We start from the raw sequence: 16,891 nt of genomic DNA, 5'->3' as shown, positions 1-16,891 counted from the left end.
CCATGCCGGTCATCTCGTTTGAACAGCCCGACAGGTTCGTCGCCGGAGTCGTCGGCGAACCGGGCGACCGCGCCTTCTTCCTGCAGGCGCGCGACGGCCGCCGCGTCACCAGCGTCGGGCTGGAGAAGTTCCAGGTCACGCTGCTGGCCGAGCGGCTGGAGGAGCTGCTGGACGAGATCCTGCGGCGCGCCGGCGGCGAGCCGCAGGTACCGGCCGTCACGCCCGCCGAGCTCCGCGACGACGGGCCGCTCGACCAGCCCGTCGAGGAGGAGTTCCGCGTCGGCACGATGGCGCTCGCCTGGGACCCCGAGGACGAGCGCGTCGTGATCGAGGCGCAGGAGGTCACCGACGCGGGCGACGCCGAACCCGAGGTCGGCGGCACCGACCCGGCCGTCGCGGTGCTGCGGGTGCGGATCACCGCCGCGCAGGCCCGCGCGTTCGCCGAGCGGGCGCTGCGGGTCGTGGCGGCGGGCCGTCCGCCGTGTCCGCTGTGCGGGCTGCCGCTCGACGCCGTCGGGCACGTGTGCCCGCGCCAGAACGGATATCTCGGCTGAGATGGCGGCGCACTGGATCAACACCCATCCGGCCGGGAGAATGGGGCCATGACTCCCTCGTCCGGTGACCGGGGCTCGGCCGGCGACGGCGCGCTGGAGCGCACCGCGCCGATCCCGCCGCCCGACCCGTCGTCCCCGCACGAGGTGCGGGCCGCCGAGCGGCTGCTGCTCGACGGCCGCCTCACCGTGGAGGGGCGCCTCGTGCAGGCGTCGAACGCCACGCTGTACTGCGCGGTCGAGTCCGGGCGCGTCCGCGCGGCGTGCGTCTACAAGCCGGTCTCGGGGGAGCGCCCGCTGTGGGACTTCCCGGACGGGACGCTCGCGCAGCGCGAGGTCGCCGCGTACGCGGTGTCGCAGGTCATGGGGTGGAACATCGTCCCGCCGACCGTCCACCGCGACGGCCCCTACGGGCCCGGCATGGTGCAGCTCTGGGTCGAGCCCGACCCCGACGTCGACCTCGTGGCCCTGTCGCGCTCGGAGGCGCCCGCGATCCGTCGCATGGCCGTGTTCGACGCGGTCATCAACAACGCCGACCGCAAGATCGGCCACCTGCTCCCGCCCGGCGGCGCGCACGTGTACGGCTGCGACCACGGCGTCACGTTCTCCGCCGAGTACAAACTGCGGACGGTCCTGTGGCAGTGGCGCGGGGAACGGCTCACCGACGAGGCCGTCGAAGCGCTCGGCCGCGTCCGCGACGCCCTGGACGGCGGCCTCGGCGAGCGCCTGTCCGGGCTGCTGACGGCCGAGGAGGTCGCGGCGACGCGGCACCGGGTCGAGCTGATGCTGCGGCACCGCGTCCACCCCTTCCCGTCGGAGGACTGGCCCGCCGTGCCCTGGCCGCCGCTCTGACGGCCCCGCCGCCCGGCGCGCGTGCGGGCCGTGCTCGAATACCGGCATGTGCACGGCGATCGTCCATGTCGACCCGGCGTCCCCCGTCCCCGTCCTCCTCGCGGGCGTCCGCGACGAGTTCACCGGCCGCGCCTGGGAGCCGCCCGGCCGGCACTGGCCCGACCGGCCCCGGCTGGTCGGCGGCCGGGACCTGCGGGCGGGCGGCACCTGGTTCGCCGTCGACCCCGACGCCCCCCGCGCCGCCTGCGTCCTGAACGGGCGCGGCGCGCTGCCGCCGGAGGACGCGCGGATCTCCCGGGGCGGCCTGCCGCTGCTGGCCGCCGCCGGGGACGGCCCGCAGTCCCTCGACCTGCCCCGCTACGAGCCGTTCCACCTGCTCGCCGCCGGTCCTCGCCGAGTCGTCCTGTGGAGCTGGAACGGCCGCGACCTGCGCGAACGGACGCTCGGCACCGGGCTGAGCATCATCGTCAACAGCGGCCTTGAGGGCGAGGACCACGCCGAGGGCGGCGCGGAGGAGGCGAGCATGGCGGCGCGGCTGGCCTACTTCCGGCCCCGGTTCGCGGCGGCGGCCCGTCCGGCGCCCGTGCCGGGGGAGCCCGTCGCGACCGCGTGGGGCGCCTGGACGCCGCTGCTGGAGGGCGGCGGCCTGCCCCGCACCGACGCGCGGGCGCTGCTCCCGCTCGTCGACCTCGGCGACGGACGGGTCTGGGGCACCGGCTCGGTCAGCCTCGCCGCGCTGGCGCCGTCCGGCGTGCGCTACGACTTCTCCGGCACGCCCGGCGACCCCGCCGCCTGGACCGCGATCCCCTGACCCCCGCGTTCCCCGACCCGGGTACGGGATGCTGACTCTGAGTGCTAATTTGACTACCTGGTGCGATCTTCCTGGGGCGTCACGGGGCAGCCACTCCGAGACGGTCCTCGGGGAGCGTCGGACGACGGGGGAGTGCTCATGGCGTTCAGCGGACGGACGGCGGCGATCACCGCCGGCATCGGCGCGGTCGCGCTCGGTCTCACGGCCTGCGGCGGCGGGGGCGGCGGCGGTGGCGGGACGGGCGGCACGCTCAAGGTCGTCGGGTCCGCCGACGTCGACCACCTCGACACCTCCAGCGGCTACACCACCGTCAGCAGCCTGCTGACCCGGCAGTTCGCGCGGGCGCTGTTCAGCTTCCGGGGCAGCGACACGTTCGAGGAGGCCATCAAGGTCCGCCCGGACGTCGCCGCCGACCTCCCGACGCAGCAGAACGGCGGGATCAGCGCGGACGGCAGAACCTACACGATCAAGCTCCGGCAGGGCGTGCGGTGGAACACCCAGCCGCCGCGGGAGGTGACCGCCGCCGACTTCGTCCGGGGCATCAAGCGGATCTGCAACCCGGCCAAGCCGTCCGGCGGCATGGCGTACTACACCGAGACGATCCAGGGGCTCTCGGCGTACTGCGACGGCTACGGCAAGGTCGACGCCAAGGACCCGAAGGCGATGGCCGCCTACCAGAACGGCCACGACGTCGCCGGGCTCACCGCGCGCGACGACAAGACGCTCGTCGTCAAGCTGACCTCGCCCGCCAGCGACTTCACCAACATCCTCGGCCTCCAGTTCGCCGCCGCAGCGCCCGCCGAGTACGACCGCTACGTCCCCGACAGCCCGCAGTTCCGGACGCACACGATCTCCGACGGCCCGTACCAGATCACCTCGTACACGCCGAACAAGCAGTACGTCCTGGACCGCAACCCGGCGTGGAGCGCGCAGACCGACCAGCTCCGCGCGCAGAAGCCGCAGCGCATCCAGATCACGATGGGGCAGGACTCGCCGGACGTCGTCCAGCAGCAGATGGAGCAGGGCTCGGCCGACCTGTCGTGGGACCAGACCGTCCCGACGTCGAAGATCCCGAGCCTCAAGGGCAACGCGAACTTCAAGATCATGGATGGGTCGACCAGCAACCCCTACCTCGTCTTCAACACGCTCAGCCCGAACAACGGCGGCGCGCTCGGCAAGGCGCAGGTCCGGCAGGCGATCCAGTACGCGATCGACAAGACGGCGCTCGTCCAGATCTACGGCGGCCCGGACGTCAGCGAGGTGCTCAACCAGGTCATCCCGCCCCGCAGCGTCGGCTACCAGCAGTTCAACCTGTACCCGACGCCGGGCAACGGCGGCGACCCGAACAAGTGCAAGCAGGCGCTCGCCGCCGCCGGGTACCCGAACGGGATCACGCTGAAGTTCCCGTACCGCGTCTCCAGCAACCACCCGAAGATCGCGCAGTCGGTGCAGGCGAACCTCAAGGCGTGCGGCATCACCGCCAACCTCACGCCCGACACCAACGGCACCTTCTACAACACGACGCTGGTGACCCCGGCCGACGCCAAGGCCGGCAAGTGGGACATCGCGGGCCCGGGGTGGATCCCCGACTGGTACGGCAACAACGGGCGCACCAACATCGTCCCGCTGTTCGACGGACGCCACTACGGGCCCAACTCCACCGACTACGGCGGCTACGACAACCCGAAGGTCAACCAGCTCATCGACCGGGCGCTGGAGGCCAAGGACGCGGGCGCCGCCGCCGGGTTCTGGGCCGCCGCCGACAAGCTCATCATGCAGGACGCCGCCGTCGTGCCCTTCATGAACCAGAAGTACCCGATCTTCCACTCGTCCCGGGCGAAGAACACGCTCTACCTGCCGATGTACCAGGGCTTCGACTTCGGCCAGGTCGGCCTGTCCTGACCGCTCGGACGTGAAAGGGCGCCGATGACACTTCTCCAGGTGACCGACCTGCGGGTCTCCTTCGACACCCCGGACGGCGTGGTGCGCGCCGTCCGGGGCATGTCGTTCGCCCTGGACCGGGGCCGGACGCTCGGCATCGTCGGCGAGTCCGGCTCCGGCAAGAGCGTCGCGACGCAGACGCTGATGCGCCTCACCCCGGGCGCCCGCGTCACCGGCCGGGCGCTGTTCGAGGGCCAGGACCTCCTGACGGTCTCCGACCGGCGGATGCGCGAGCTGCGCGGCGCCGAGATCGGCATGATCTTCCAGGACCCGCTGTCCAGCCTGCACCCGCTGTACAAGGTCGGCCGCCAGATCGAGGAGATGATCCGCGCGCACGACTCCAAGGCGACGCGCGACCAGGCCCGCAAGCGGGCGGTGGAGATGCTCGGGCTGGTCGGCATCCCCCGTCCGGACCGGCGCGCGGACGACTACCCGCACCAGTTCTCCGGCGGGATGCGCCAGCGCGCGATGATCGCGATGGCGCTGGCGCTCAACCCCAAGCTGATCATCGCCGACGAGCCCACGACGGCGCTGGACGCGACCGTCCAGGCGCAGATCCTCGACCTGATGCGGCGGCTGCAGCGCGAGTTCGACACCGCCCTCATCATGATCACCCACGATCTCGGCGTGATCGCCGACATGGCCGACGAGGTGCTCGTCATGTACGGGGGGCGTCCGGCCGAGGTCGCGGGCCGCCGCGACCTCTACTACCGGCCGCACCACCCCTACACCAAGGGCCTGCTGGAGTCGGTGCCGTCGCCCACCGGCGGGGACCGGCTGCAGACGATCAGCGGGCAGCCGCCGAGCCTGATCAACCTGCCGTCCGGGTGCGTGTTCCATCCGCGCTGCCCGTACGTCATGGACCGCTGCCCGGTGGACGAGCCGCCGCTGGACCCGGCGGGCGAGCCCCGCCTGGACCCGGGCACCGGGCACGTCTCGGCGTGCTGGCTGCCGCACGACATCGCCGGGCTGGACGAGCGCGCCGAGACCGCCCGCACCGAGGCCGCGCGGCTCGGACGGTCCGGCGCGGACGGGGGGAACGGCCGATGACGGGCGAGGACGACGTTCTCGTGGCGGCCGAGGGCGTGGTGAAGCACTTCCCCATCCGGCAGGGGATCGTGTTCAAGAAGGAGATCGCGCGCGTCCACGCCGTCGACGGCGTGGACCTGTCGGTCCGGCGCGGCGAGACGCTCGGGATCGTGGGGGAGACCGGGTCGGGCAAGTCCACGCTGGCGCGCTGCCTCACCGGGCTCCACCCCGTCACGGCCGGCAGGATCTTCTTCGAGGGCACCGACATCACCCGGCTGTCGCGGGCGGGGCTGAAGGCGTTCCGCCGCGACGTCCAGATGATCTTCCAGGACCCCTACGGGTCGCTGAACCCGCGCCGCCGCGTCGGGTCGATCATCGGGGACCCGTTCGCGATCCACGGGCTCGCGGACGGGGCCGAGCGCCGCCGCCGCGTCCAGGAGCTGATGGAACTGGTCGGGCTGAACCCCGAGCACTACAACCGGTTCCCCGCCGAGTTCTCCGGCGGGCAGCGGCAGCGGATCGGCGTGGCGCGGGCGCTGGCCGTCCGGCCGCGCCTGGTGGTGTGCGACGAGCCGGTGTCGGCGCTGGACGTGTCCATCCAGGCGCAGGTGATCAACCTGCTGCGCGACCTGCAGACCGAACTCGGCCTCACCTACATCTTCATCGCGCACGATCTGTCGGTCGTCCGGTACGTCAGCGACCGCGTCGGCGTGATGTACCTCGGGCGGATCGTGGAGTCGGCGCCCGCGTCCGGCCTCTACGGCCGGCCCCGGCACCCGTACTCGGCGGCGCTGCTGTCGGCGGCGTCGATCGCCGACCCCGACGAGGCGGCCCGCGCGGAGCGCATCGTGCTGACGGGGGACGTCCCGTCGCCGATCGACCCGCCGTCCGGCTGCCGGTTCCACCCGCGCTGCCCGAAGGCCCAGGACCGCTGCACCACCGAGGACCCGCCGCTCGTCCCACGCGACGGCGACCCGCCCGACCACGTGACGGCCTGCCACTTCCCGGTCGAGCCCGGCGAGCACCTGGCCCGCCGCGAGGCCGGCATCACCCAGGTCTCCACCGACCCCGACCTCCCGGAGGCGGCTCCATGAGCGCGCCTGCGGCGCGCGCCGCGCGCTGGACTGAGGAGCGGCGGGAGCTTGCGACCAGAGCGACGAGGGAAGCGCGCGGCTTGAGGCGCGCCGCGGGCGTGCGGGGGGCAGCATGAGTTACTCCGATTTGCAGGCGGAGGCCGTGCCGGTGGAGCCGGGGGCCGGGGCGGCGGTGCGGGGGCGGTCGCCGTTCCGGCTGGCGTGGGCGCGGTTCCGGCGGGACAAGCTGGCGGTGGTGTCGCTCGTCGTGCTCGCGCTGATGGTGGCGTTCGCGGCGATGGCGCCGCTGTGGGCGTCGTGGACGGGCCATCCGTATGACGCGACGTTCCCGAAGACGGCGCTGGACGTGGACGGGCAGCCCGTCGGCCCGTCCCGGCACTTCTGGCTCGGCGCCGACCAGCTCGGCCGCGACGTGCTCGTCCGGGCGGCGTACGGGGCGCGGATCTCGCTGATCGTCGGGGTGGTCGCGTCGGTGCTGGCGTCGCTGCTCGGGGTGGCGGTGGGGACGCTCGCCGGGTTCGTCGGCGGCTGGCTCGACACGCTGCTCGCCCGGCTGATGGACCTGACGCTCGCGCTGCCGTACCTGCTCGTGGCGATCATGCTGGCCACGACGTTCCAGATCTCGTCGGTGTTCTCCAGCCTGACGCTGACGATCGTGGTGATCGCGTTCTTCTCGTTCGCGGCGTTCGGCCGGATCATCCGCGGCCAGGTGCTGTCGCTGAAGGAGAAGGAGTTCGTCGAGGCGGCCCGGTCGCTCGGCGCGGGCAACCTGCGGATCATGTTCGTGGACGTCCTGCCGAACCTCGTGGCGCAGGTGACCGTCCTGACGTCCCTGCTGATCCCGACGTCGATCGTGTTCGAGGCGACGCTGTCGTTCCTCGGCGTCGGGGTGCGGCTGCCGATGCCGAGCTGGGGTTCCATGCTCGGCGAGGGCAGCGACGTGTTCCAGACGGCGTGGTGGCTGCTGGCCGTCCCCGCGATCCTCCTGCTGCTGACCACCCTGTCGTTCAACCTGCTCGGCGACGGGATCCGCGACGCCCTCGACCCGCGCAGCGAGCGCCTGATCGGGAAGAGGTGACCCCGTGCTGCGTTTCGTGATCCGCAGGCTGCTGTACGCCGTCCTCGTGCTGTGGCTCGTGTCGACGCTCGTGTTCGTGTTCCTGCACGTGTCGCCGGTGCCGGTCGAGCGCGTCATCGGCGGCCCGCGCGCGACCACCGACACGCTCGCGCAGATCCGCCGCAACCTCGGCCTGGACCAGCCCGCGATCGTCCAGTACGGGCAGTGGCTCGGCCGGCTGGTGCGCGGCGACCTCGGCGACTCCTACGTCAACGGGACGTCGGTGACGTCGCTGATCGCCGACCGGCTCCCGACGACGCTGTGGCTGGTGTTCGGCGCGGGCGTCCTGTGGTTCATCGGCGGTGTCGCGACGGGCGTGTTCAGCGCGACGCGGGCGCGCGGCCTCGGCGACCGCGTCGCGACGGTGTTCGTGCTGGTCGGCCTGTCCACGCCGCCGTTCGTGATGGCGCTGGTGCTCCTGTTCCTGTTCTCCACCGAACTCGGCCTGGCCGGGATCCACTGGTTCGAGGCCGGGCCGCCGCTGCAGGAGCACTTCCTCCAGCGCATGGTCCTGCCGTGGATCGCGCTGGCGTTCCTGATGATCGCGACGTACACGCGGCTGACGCGCGGGTCGATGCTGGACGTCCTCGGCGAGGACTACATCCGGACGGCCCGCGCCAAGGGCCTGTCGGAGCGCCGCGTGGTGTACCGGCACGGGCTGCGGGCGGCGCTGACGCCGGTCGTCACCCAGTTCGGCATCGACCTCGGCGCGCTCATCGGGTCCACGATCGTCACCGAGAAGGTGTTCGGGCTCCAGGGCGTCGGCCAGCTCGTCTACCAGTCCATCGCGCTCGGCGACACCCCGGTGATCATCGGGGTGACGCTGGTCGTGACGGTGTTCGTCGTGGCGGCGAACCTGCTGGTCGACATCGGCTACTCGTTCCTGGATCCGCGCGTCCGGCTGGCGTGAGCGGCGTGCGCGGCCGGAGGAACGATCTCGGCTTAACGGCGCGAGTCGGCCACGGATAAGCTCGGCTCATGCGATCGTGGTCCGCTCCCGAAGTCCCCCGTCTCACCGCCGCCGGGCTCCCCGCGGCGACCGGGCCGCTGCACCTGTACGACACGGGGACGGGCGCCGTCCGCGCGACCGGGCCCGGCCCGACGGCGCGGATGTACGTCTGCGGGATCACCCCCTACGACGCGACGCATCTCGGGCACGCCAATACGTATCTGGCGTTCGACCTGGTCAACCGGGTCTGGCGGGACCTCGGGCACGACGTCCACTACGTCCAGAACGCCACCGATGTGGACGACCCGCTGCTGGAACGTGCCGAGCGGACCGGCGAGGACTGGCGGGCGCTCGCCGACCGCGAGATCGAGCTGTTCCGCACCGACATGGCCGCGCTGCGGATCCTGCCGCCCGCCCAGTACGTCGGGGCGGTCGAGGCGATCCCGCTGGTCGTGGAGATGGTCGAGAAGCTGCGCGCCAAGGACGCCGCCTACGAACTGGACGGCGACATCTACTTCCCCGTCGCGGCCGACCCGGCGTTCGGCGAGGTCAGCGGCCTGGACCGGACGGCGATGGCGCCGGTCTTCGCCGAGCGCGGCGGCGACCCGGACCGTCCCGGCAAGCGGGACCCGCTGGACGCGCTGCTGTGGCTGGCGCGGCGCCCCGGCGAGCCCGGCTGGGAGTCGCCGTTCGGCGTCGGGCGTCCCGGCTGGCACGTCGAGTGCTCGGCGATCTCGCTCGAACACCTCGGGATGGCCTTCGATGTGGAGGGCGGCGGTTCGGACCTGGCGTTCCCGCACCACGAGATGAGCGCCGCGCACGCGCAGGTCGCCACCGGGGAGCGTCCGCACGCCCGCGCCTACGTCCACGCGGGCATGGTCGCGCTGGACGGCGAGAAGATGTCCAAGTCGCGCGGAAACCTCGTCTTCGTCTCCCGGCTGCGCAACGACGGCACGGACCCGATGGCGATCCGGCTGGCGCTGCTCGCCCACCACTACCGGTCGGACTGGGAGTGGACGGGCGCCGACCTGACGGCCGCGCAGGAGCGGCTGGAGCGGTGGCGGGCGGCGGTCGCGCGTCCGGCCGGCCCGGACGCCGCCGCGACGGCCGCCGAGGTCCGCGCCCGCCTCGCCGACGACCTCGACGCGCCCGGCGCGCTCGCCGCGCTGGACCGCTGGGCCGACGGCGAGGGAACCGACTCCGGCGCGCCCGCCCGGATCCGCGCCGTCGCCGACGCGCTGCTCGGCATCGCGCTCTAGCGGCCGGTCACGCGGCGGCCCGCGCCGCCGCGTCCGCCGACCTGCGGGCCCGGCGCGCCATCCGCCGCCGCGCCCGCCACAGCGCCAGCGGCGCGCCCGCGCGGCGCAGCGGCCCCGGGACGAGCCGGTAGAAGAACGCGCCCGTCCGCAGCAGGAACCACAGGAACCGCTCCCGGCGCGGCCCCCACGGCAGCCCGTACTGCTCCCGGACGCGCGGCGGCAGCACCCCGGTCGTGATGAACCGGAACAGCCACAGTCCGGGCCACAGCCACCACAGCTTGCGCGCCCGCAGGACGGCGCGGGCGACCGCGCGTCCGTCGTCGGTGACCTCCAGCGAGCCGATCATGCGGTCCATATAGGCGCGGAACGCCGGGAGGTCGGCGGGCTGCGCGCCGGGCGGGCAGCCGAGCACGTCCGCGACGTACCGGGCCTGCTCGACGTAGGCGCCCGACAGGTCGCCGCCGGGGGAGCCGAGGATCTCCTCGTGGACGTACAGCGCCGCGTCGGTGAGGGTGGCGTTCACCCACACCTGGAGATCGGGGTCGTTGCCCGAGTACCCGGGCCCGGTGACGCGCTCGTGGAGGCGGCGGATCCCGCGCCCGAGCCGTTCGGCCTCGTCCTGCTCGCCGAACGCGACGATGGCGAGGAAGTCCAGCGTCCCGAACAGCCGGTCCAGCGGACGGTCCCGCATGTCGCTGTGCTCGGCGACGCCCCGCGCGACGGCCGGGTGCGCGACCTGCAGCAGCAGCGCGCGGCCGGCGGCGAGCATCACGGCGGGCTCGGCGGCCAGCCTCCGCAGCACGGCGCGGTCGGGGACGGGAGCGGTCATCGCGGTCCTTCCGCCGGGTGCGGTCCCGGCATCGTCGCGCACCCGGCGGACGCCCGCAAGCCCCTCTTCGACCCGCTGTCAATAACTCCCGGCGGCCGTCAGCCCGCGTCGCGGCGGCGCAGGTACCGCTCGAAGTCGCGGGCGATGGCGTCGCCGGTGGCCTCGGGCAGGTCGGCGGCGTCCTTCTGCTCCTCCAGCGTCCGGACGTACTCGGCGACCTCGGAGTCCTCCTCGGCCAGCTCGTTGACGCCGTTCTCCCAGGCCCGCGCCTCCTCGGGGAGTTCCCCGAGCGGGACGGTGATGTCCAGGAGGTCCTCCACGCGGCGGACCAGAGCGAGCGTCGCCTTCGGGGACGGCGGCTGCGCGACGTAGTGCGGCACCGCCGCCCACAGCGCGACCGTGCTGAGGTCGGCCTTGGCGCACGCGTCCTGCAGGACGCCGAGGATCCCCGTCGGCCCCTCGTAGCGCGTCGGCTCCAGGCTGAGCGTGGTGATCAGGCCGGGCTCGGACGCCGACCCCGTCACCGGCACCGGACGGGTGTGCGGCGCGTCGGCCAGCAGCGCCCCGAGCAGGACGACCTTCGTCACGTCCAGCTCCAGCATCAGCCCGACCAGCTCGGCGCAGAACGAGCGCCACCGCATGTTCGGCTCGATCCCGTGGACGAGCACGACGTCCCGTCCGGTGGGGAGCCGCGCCCAGGACACCCGGGTCGTGGGCCAGGAGATCCCGCGGCTCTCGCCGTCGGTCATCTCCACGACCGGCCGGGTCACCTGGAAGTCGTAGTAGTCGTCCGGGTCGAGTTCGGCGATGGGAGTGGACTCCCAGCTCGCCGCGAGGTGCCGGACGACCCCGCTCGCGGACTCTCCCGCGTCGTTCCACCCTTCAAAGGCGGCCACGACGACCGGATCGACCAGTTCAGGCACGCTCTCCAGTTCGACCACGCGCTGCCTCCTTCCGACGTCGGGTACAGCGTCACCGGACGGCGCGGTATTTCCGGGGGCCGCCGCGCAAGATCGGTGATGGCCAGCCTACGTCCTCGCGGAGCGACCCACCCCGTCGTCGGGCGGCCCGGACGCGGTGTCCGGGCGGCCCGACGACGGGGCCGGGGCGGCGGTCGGGTCCGCTCAGCGCTTGCCGTCGGTGGTGTGGACGATCAGCACGTCGCAGGGCGACCGGTGCGACAGGTTCGCCGGGACGGACCCGAGGATCCGCCCGGCCAGCGAGTTCAGGCCGCGGTTCCCGACGACGACGAGGTCGGCCTCGCGGTCCCGGGCGATGCTCGCGATGACGTCCACCGCGTCGCCCTCCCGCGCGACCTCCTCGATGTCCTTGGCGCCGGCCGCGACGGCCCGCTCCCGCGCGGCGCGCAGGGCGTCCTCGGCGGGCGTGGCGCCCTGGACCTTGTAGGCCAGGTCGCCGAGCCGGTCGGCGGCGTTCAGCCGCTCCTTCTCCGACATCGGGTTGTACGCGGACGCGAGCAGCAGCGTGGCGCCGGTCGCGGCGGCAAGCTGGGCGGCCCGGTCGACCGCGCGGAACGAGGTTTTCGAGCCGTCGGTGCCGACGAGAATGGTGCGGTACGCGCTCATGCCGCTCCTTACCGGTAAGTAGTCTGGGAGGGGCACGTTATCGGTCTGTTGCCCGGTGCGCCAGAACGGGCGCGGGACGTCACAGGGGACCGGGGGCCGCTCCAAATAAACTGGCGCGGCATGAGCACTCCGCGACCGGTGTCCTCGCGCCGGGCTCGCCGGGAACGCGGCAGAAGTCCACGGTGATCATGAGTTGCGGCTCGTCCCCGAGCAGTCGGCGGACGCGCTCGGCGTCCATCACCCGGAGGCCAGTACTTCAACACGTGATCTATCCTCGGGGGTCCCTTTCCGTCCCCCGAGGAGGAACCCCCGTGCAGGGTCCCGGCGCGCTGCGGGCCGTCCTGTTCGACATGGACGGCCTGCTCATCGACTCCGAGCGGCTGTGGCTGGAGGTCGAGTTCGAGGTCGTCGCCCGGCTCGGCGGCCGGTGGACCGAGGAGCACCAGCACGCGCTCGTCGGCGGCTCGCTGGCCGGCGCGGTCGCCTACATGCTGGAGCTGACCGGTGCGGACGTCCCGGCCGCGACCGTCGGGGCGTGGCTGCTGGACGGCATGGCCGAGCGGCTGGGCGCGGCCGTCCCGCTGCTGCCGGGCGCGAAGGAGCTGCTGGCCGAGGTCCGCGCGGCGGGCGTCCCGGCGGCGCTGGTGTCCTCCAGCCACCGGCGGCTCATCGAACCGGTGCTGGACGCGATCGGGCGCGAGCACTTCGCGGTGACGGTCGCGGGCGACGAGGTGGCGCGCACCAAGCCCGACCCCGAGCCGTACCGGACGGCGGCGGCGCGGCTCGGCGCCGACCCGCGCGCGTGCGTCGTCCTGGAGGACTCCCCGAACGGGCTCGCGGCGGCGGAGGCGGCGGGCTGCGCGACGGTCGCGGTGCCGAGCCTCCTGCCGGTCGCGGCGGCGCCGGGCCGGACGGTCGTGGCGTCGCTGCGGGACGTGGACCTGGCGTTCCTGCGCTCCCTGGTGCCCTCGCCCTGATCCCGAGACCTCCCCGCCACCTTGTCGTTACCTCCCCGTGATCACCCGTCTCGGGGTCGGCATCCCGCCGGAGGATGAGGCGCGGACGGCTCCGAACCGTCCCTGGGAAGGAGTATCCCGGCCGCGTACGGTGTGAGCATGGGGGAGAGCACAGCCGTTCGGAGTGAGGGGCCGGGATGAGCGACGCGATGATCTTCGCGATCAGCCTCGGGGTGACGATCCTCGGGCTCGTCGCGAGCTGGGGCGTCCACCGCCGCCGGGGCGCGGCGACGGGCCTGCGCGGCGCGTCGCTGGCGCTGGTGCCGCTCGCGGCGGCCATGACGGGCGTGACGGAGTTCTTCGTCGACCTGGCGTTCAGCCCCGTCAAGTGGATCGGCGTGGGCGTGGCCGGGCTCGCCGTGGTGCTCTACCTGTCGTCCGGCGCGATGCTGAGCCGGCGCGCGGGCGCGGCGCCCGCGGAGGCGCCCGCAGGGAAGAAGGCGCGCCCGCAGGCCGGCGGCGGCGGACGCGGCGCGGTGGAGCCGCCCGCGCGGCGCGACGGCGGGGACCCCGAGCTGGCGGAGATCGAGGAGATCCTGCGCAACCGCGGCATCAGCTAGACCGCATGATCCGGTCCCGTCGCGGGGCCGGTTCCGAGGGCGTCCCGGCCGGGGCGCCGCCCGTGATCGCGCGGGCGGCGCCCCGGCCGTGTTTCTTCCGGTGAAGATCGCCGTCCGGAGGACGGTTGATATCGGAACGGACTCGGATCGGTAAAGCTTGTCGTTGTCGGGCTTCGGACGGTCCAAGCATCGATGTGACCAAACGTACTATTCGGGCGATTCACCCGTTAGGCCGGTCGGACGCGTGTGCCCGAGATGACGACGAGATCACAAGTCAGATACGGGGACTGGCGTCCGTCGCCCGGTCGATGGACAGTCGTGCTCGAAGCACGAGGTATCCCTCCGGCAAACGCGGCATGACGGGCATGGACGGCGCTGGACGATCTCCGTCGCCGGACGGCCCGCGCGCCGTCGGCGGCGGTGCCGCACCACGGCCGGATCGGTAGGAGGTAGGAAAGCGTGACCACACCCCTAGAGGTGTCCGGTTCGGAGTCCGAGGCGCAACCCGAGGCCGTCCTCGCGGGCGTCGGGGCGAAACAGATCCAGGGCCGGTCCCTGGGCCAGATCGCCTGGCTCCGCCTGCGGCGCGACAAGGTCGCGCTCACCGGCGGCGTCATCGTCGTGCTGCTGATCGTCGTGGCGATCGTCGGCCCGTTCCTGGTCCAGTCCCCGCTGACCTACCACCAGGACCTGATCGACCCGACGTACAACCGGCCCAACAGCGGCATCTGGCACACCGGCATCTCGGGCGAGCACTGGCTCGGCGTCGAGCCCGGCACCGGCCGCGACATGCTCGCCCGCATCGTCCACGGGGCGCGGATCTCGCTGCTCGTGGCGTTCCTGGCGACGCTGCTGTCGGTCGTCATCGGCGTCGTCCTCGGCATCACCGCCGGGTACTTCGGCCGCTGGGTCGACACCGTGATCAGCCGCGCGATGGACGCGTTCCTCGCCTTCCCGCTCCTGCTGTTCGCGATCGCGCTCGTCGGGGTCGTCTCCGACGGCGCGTTCGGGCTCAAGGGCAACGGGCTCCGGGTGAGCGTCCTGGTCTTCGTGATCGGCTTCTTCAACTGGCCGTACATCGGCCGCGTCATCCGCGGGCAGACGCTGTCGCTGCGCGAGCGGGAGTTCGTGGACGCGGCGCGCAGCCTCGGCGCGCGCAACGGCTACATCCTGTTCAAGGAGCTGCTGCCGAACCTCGTCGCGCCGATCCTGGTGTACTCGACGCTGCTGATCCCGACCAACATCCTCTTCGAGGCAGCACTCTCGTTCCTCGGCGTGGGGGTGATCCCGCCGACCCCGTCGTGGGGCGGGATGCTCACGCTCGCGGTGCCGATCTACTCGTCCGACCCGATGTACATGATCGTGCCGGGCCTGGCGATCTTCATCACCGTCCTCGCCTTCAACCTCCTCGGTGACGGGCTGCGGGACGCTCTCGACCCCCGGGCCAAGTGACCCCGGTTTTCTTCCTGTCACACGAATGAAGAGGTGCGCCTGCGCATGAAGAAGATCAGACCCCTCGCGGCCGCTGCGGCCGTGCTCGTGACCGGGGCGGCCCTGACGGCCTGCAACGGCGGGTCGGGCGGATCCAGCGGACCCGGTTACAACGCCGCGGTGAACAAGGTCGTCAACGCGTCCGACACGAAGGGCGGCACGCTCCGCCTGGCCGACTCCGACGACTTCGACTCCCCGGACCCCGGCAACACCTACTACGCCTGGACGCAGAACTTCGCGCGCCTGTACGGGCGCGGCCTGACGACCCTGGCGCCGGGCGCGGGCCAGGAGACGCTGAAGGTCGTCCCGGACCTCGCCACGAGCCTCGGCACGCCGGGCGACGGCGGCAAGACCTGGACGTACAAGCTGCGGACCGGCGTCAAGTACGACGACGGCACCACGGTCACGGCGCAGGACGTCAAGTACGCCATCGAGCGCAGCAACTACTCCGACGAGCTCCAGCTCGGCCCGAAGTACTTCAAGGCCTACCTCCAGGACAACTCGCCCGCGTACAAGGGCCCCTACAAGGACAAGAGCGACTCGGGCCTGAAGTCCATCGAGACCCCGGACCCGCAGACGATCGTCTTCCACCTGGCCAAGCCGTTCGCGGAGTTCGACTACCTGGCCGCGATGTCGCAGTCGATGCCGGTGCCGAAGGCCAAGGACACGGGCCTGAAGTACGAGTCGAAGATCGTCTCGTCGGGCGCGTACAAGGTCGACAGCTACGTCCGCGGCAAGTCGATGACGCTGTCGCGCAACACGTACTGGGACCAGAAGACGGACCCGATCCGCAAGGCGCTGCCGGACAAGATCGACCTGCAGCTCAAGCAGAACCCCGATGACATCGACAACCGGCTCCTGGCCGGCAAGCTCGACATGGACATCACGGGCGTCGGCGTCCAGAGCGGCACGCAGGGCAAGGTGCTGCAGGGCAACCAGAAGGGCTTCACCGACAACCCCTTCCAGGGCTTCCTGCGCTTCCTGTCGCTCAACATCCACGTGAAGCCGCTCGACAACATCCACTGCCGGACCGCGGTCCAGTACGCCACCGACAAGGTCGCCGCGCAGACGGCCTACGGAGGCCCGCTGGCCGGCGGTGACCTCGCGACGACGCTGCTGCCGCCGTCGGTCGCCGGCTACCGCAAGTTCGACCTGTACCCGCAGACCTACAAGAAGGCCGGCGGCCTGGACGACGCCACGATCGCCAAGGCCAAGCAGGAGCTGGCGGCGTGCGGCCAGCCCAACGGCTTCTCCACCAAGATCTCCGCCCGGTCCGACCGGCCCAAGGAGGTCGCGATGGCCCAGGCGATCCAGCAGGGCCTGACGAAGGTCGGCATCAAGGTCGACATCGTCCAGTTCCCGGCCGGCGACTACTTCAACAAGTACGTCGGCGCTCCGAAGTACGTCCACGACCACGGCATCGGCATGATGCTCATGGCGTGGGCCGCGGACTGGCCGACCGGCTACGGGTTCCTGTCGCAGATCATCGACGGCCGCGCGATCAAGCCGTCCGGCGGCAACAACCTGCCCGAGCTGGACGACAAGCAGATCAACGACGCCTTCGACGCGGCGATCGCCAACGTCCAGGAGGCCGCGCGCCTCAAGGCCTACGGCGACATCGACGAGGCCGCGATGAAGCAGGCCGTCGACGTGCCGCTGATCTACGCCAAGGCGCTGCTGTACCGGCCGAAGACCGCGACGAACGTGGGCATCACGCTGGGCTACGGCGGCATGTACGACTACCTCAACATGGGCGTGACGAAGTAGTCCCCTCCCGTCCGTGAGTTCATCCGAAGGCAGGTGAAG

General features: G+C 72.4%; 16 protein-coding genes. 13 read left to right on the top strand and 3 right to left on the bottom strand.

All coding sequences use genetic code 11. The annotated features are described in order from the left end of the window. Nucleotides 1-2: 2 nt before the first annotated feature. From BTM25_RS28340 to mshC, 9 genes are all read left to right on the top strand, one after another. Nucleotides 3-554, top strand: a complete 552-nt coding sequence (locus BTM25_RS28340) for a DUF3090 domain-containing protein (protein ID WP_103566685.1) — start codon at nucleotides 3-5, stop codon at nucleotides 552-554. A 48-nt stretch (nucleotides 555-602) separates the two neighbouring features. Further along, nucleotides 603-1,403, top strand: coding sequence for an SCO1664 family protein (locus BTM25_RS28335; RefSeq protein WP_205648316.1), 801 nt, complete (start codon nucleotides 603-605; stop codon nucleotides 1,401-1,403). A gap of 46 nt (nucleotides 1,404-1,449) precedes the next feature. After that, nucleotides 1,450-2,214 carry an NRDE family protein gene (locus BTM25_RS28330; protein WP_103566683.1) on the top strand — a complete coding sequence of 255 codons (765 nt, stop codon included), beginning with the start codon at nucleotides 1,450-1,452 and terminating at the stop codon, nucleotides 2,212-2,214. A 138-nt stretch (nucleotides 2,215-2,352) separates the two neighbouring features. Further along, nucleotides 2,353-4,116: an ABC transporter substrate-binding protein gene (locus tag BTM25_RS28325; protein WP_103566681.1), complete on the top strand. Its 1,764-nt coding sequence runs from the start codon at nucleotides 2,353-2,355 to the stop codon at nucleotides 4,114-4,116. Between the two features lie 24 nt (nucleotides 4,117-4,140). Then, the gene (locus BTM25_RS28320) at nucleotides 4,141-5,205 is read left to right on the top strand and encodes an ABC transporter ATP-binding protein (RefSeq protein ID WP_103566679.1); all 1,065 of its coding nucleotides are present in this window, start codon (nucleotides 4,141-4,143) and stop codon (nucleotides 5,203-5,205) included. Then, nucleotides 5,202-6,278, top strand: coding sequence for an ABC transporter ATP-binding protein (locus BTM25_RS28315; RefSeq protein WP_103566677.1), 1,077 nt, complete (start codon nucleotides 5,202-5,204; stop codon nucleotides 6,276-6,278). Before BTM25_RS28320 ends, BTM25_RS28315 begins: the two co-directional genes overlap by 4 nt. 112 nt (nucleotides 6,279-6,390) lie before the next feature. Then, a complete protein-coding gene (locus BTM25_RS28310) occupies nucleotides 6,391-7,356 on the top strand; it encodes an ABC transporter permease (RefSeq protein ID WP_103566675.1) in 966 nt (321 codons plus the stop codon). A 4-nt stretch (nucleotides 7,357-7,360) separates the two neighbouring features. Beyond that, the gene (locus BTM25_RS28305; RefSeq protein ID WP_103566674.1) at nucleotides 7,361-8,305 is read left to right on the top strand and encodes an ABC transporter permease; all 945 of its coding nucleotides are present in this window, start codon (nucleotides 7,361-7,363) and stop codon (nucleotides 8,303-8,305) included. A gap of 68 nt (nucleotides 8,306-8,373) precedes the next feature. Next, the gene (mshC, locus tag BTM25_RS28300) at nucleotides 8,374-9,603 is read left to right on the top strand and encodes a cysteine--1-D-myo-inosityl 2-amino-2-deoxy-alpha-D-glucopyranoside ligase (RefSeq protein WP_103566672.1); all 1,230 of its coding nucleotides are present in this window, start codon (nucleotides 8,374-8,376) and stop codon (nucleotides 9,601-9,603) included. 7 nt (nucleotides 9,604-9,610) lie between these two features. Here the strand turns inward: mshC and BTM25_RS28295 are convergent, their stop codons facing one another. From BTM25_RS28295 to BTM25_RS28285, 3 genes are all read right to left on the bottom strand, one after another. Then, on the bottom strand, nucleotides 9,611-10,432 hold the full coding sequence (locus BTM25_RS28295) for an oxygenase MpaB family protein (RefSeq protein WP_103566671.1): 822 nt from the start codon (nucleotides 10,430-10,432) through the stop codon (nucleotides 9,611-9,613). A gap of 98 nt (nucleotides 10,433-10,530) precedes the next feature. Continuing rightward, nucleotides 10,531-11,373 (bottom strand): PAC2 family protein, encoded by an 843-nt coding sequence (locus tag BTM25_RS28290; RefSeq protein ID WP_103566669.1) that lies wholly within the window; start codon nucleotides 11,371-11,373, stop codon nucleotides 10,531-10,533. A gap of 183 nt (nucleotides 11,374-11,556) precedes the next feature. Next, nucleotides 11,557-12,018 carry a universal stress protein gene (locus BTM25_RS28285; RefSeq protein ID WP_103566668.1) on the bottom strand — a complete coding sequence of 154 codons (462 nt, stop codon included), beginning with the start codon at nucleotides 12,016-12,018 and terminating at the stop codon, nucleotides 11,557-11,559. Between the two features lie 311 nt (nucleotides 12,019-12,329). On the opposite strand from BTM25_RS28285, the gene BTM25_RS28280 reads away from it, so the two are divergent. The 4 genes from BTM25_RS28280 (at nucleotide 12,330) to BTM25_RS28265 (ending at nucleotide 16,852) form a co-directional block, all read left to right on the top strand. Continuing rightward, on the top strand, nucleotides 12,330-12,995 hold the full coding sequence (locus BTM25_RS28280; protein WP_268877694.1) for an HAD family hydrolase: 666 nt from the start codon (nucleotides 12,330-12,332) through the stop codon (nucleotides 12,993-12,995). A 176-nt stretch (nucleotides 12,996-13,171) separates the two neighbouring features. Further along, nucleotides 13,172-13,594 (top strand): hypothetical protein, encoded by a 423-nt coding sequence (locus BTM25_RS28275; protein ID WP_103566666.1) that lies wholly within the window; start codon nucleotides 13,172-13,174, stop codon nucleotides 13,592-13,594. Between the two features lie 459 nt (nucleotides 13,595-14,053). After that, entirely contained in the window at nucleotides 14,054-15,046 is a 993-nt protein-coding gene (locus BTM25_RS28270) for an ABC transporter permease (protein WP_103566665.1), read from the top strand. Nucleotides 15,047-15,091: 45 nt separating this feature from the next. After that, nucleotides 15,092-16,852: an ABC transporter substrate-binding protein gene (locus tag BTM25_RS28265; RefSeq protein WP_103566869.1), complete on the top strand. Its 1,761-nt coding sequence runs from the start codon at nucleotides 15,092-15,094 to the stop codon at nucleotides 16,850-16,852. The last annotated feature ends 39 nt before the right edge of the window (nucleotides 16,853-16,891 follow it).

The sequence above is a fragment of the Actinomadura rubteroloni genome (assembly GCF_002911665.1).
In the GTDB taxonomy this organism is placed as follows: Bacteria; Actinomycetota; Actinomycetes; order Streptosporangiales; family Streptosporangiaceae; genus Spirillospora; species Spirillospora rubteroloni.
The sequence above is the reverse complement of the archived record's forward strand: the minus strand, read 5'-3'. Positions and strand labels throughout refer to the sequence as shown.

Coding starts and splice junctions, on each gene's coding strand:
- BTM25_RS28340 (WP_103566685.1), top strand. CDS start 3: ATGCCGGTCATCTCGTTTGAACAGCCCGACAGGTTCGTCGCCGGAGTC.
- BTM25_RS28335 (WP_205648316.1), top strand. CDS start 603: ATGACTCCCTCGTCCGGTGACCGGGGCTCGGCCGGCGACGGCGCGCTG.
- BTM25_RS28330 (WP_103566683.1), top strand. CDS start 1,450: ATGTGCACGGCGATCGTCCATGTCGACCCGGCGTCCCCCGTCCCCGTC.
- BTM25_RS28325 (WP_103566681.1), top strand. CDS start 2,353: ATGGCGTTCAGCGGACGGACGGCGGCGATCACCGCCGGCATCGGCGCG.
- BTM25_RS28320 (WP_103566679.1), top strand. CDS start 4,141: ATGACACTTCTCCAGGTGACCGACCTGCGGGTCTCCTTCGACACCCCG.
- BTM25_RS28315 (WP_103566677.1), top strand. CDS start 5,202: ATGACGGGCGAGGACGACGTTCTCGTGGCGGCCGAGGGCGTGGTGAAG.
- BTM25_RS28310 (WP_103566675.1), top strand. CDS start 6,391: ATGAGTTACTCCGATTTGCAGGCGGAGGCCGTGCCGGTGGAGCCGGGG.
- mshC (WP_103566672.1), top strand. CDS start 8,374: ATGCGATCGTGGTCCGCTCCCGAAGTCCCCCGTCTCACCGCCGCCGGG.
- BTM25_RS28295 (WP_103566671.1), bottom strand. CDS start 10,432: ATGACCGCTCCCGTCCCCGACCGCGCCGTGCTGCGGAGGCTGGCCGCC.
- BTM25_RS28285 (WP_103566668.1), bottom strand. CDS start 12,018: ATGAGCGCGTACCGCACCATTCTCGTCGGCACCGACGGCTCGAAAACC.
- BTM25_RS28275 (WP_103566666.1), top strand. CDS start 13,172: ATGAGCGACGCGATGATCTTCGCGATCAGCCTCGGGGTGACGATCCTC.
- BTM25_RS28265 (WP_103566869.1), top strand. CDS start 15,092: ATGAAGAAGATCAGACCCCTCGCGGCCGCTGCGGCCGTGCTCGTGACC.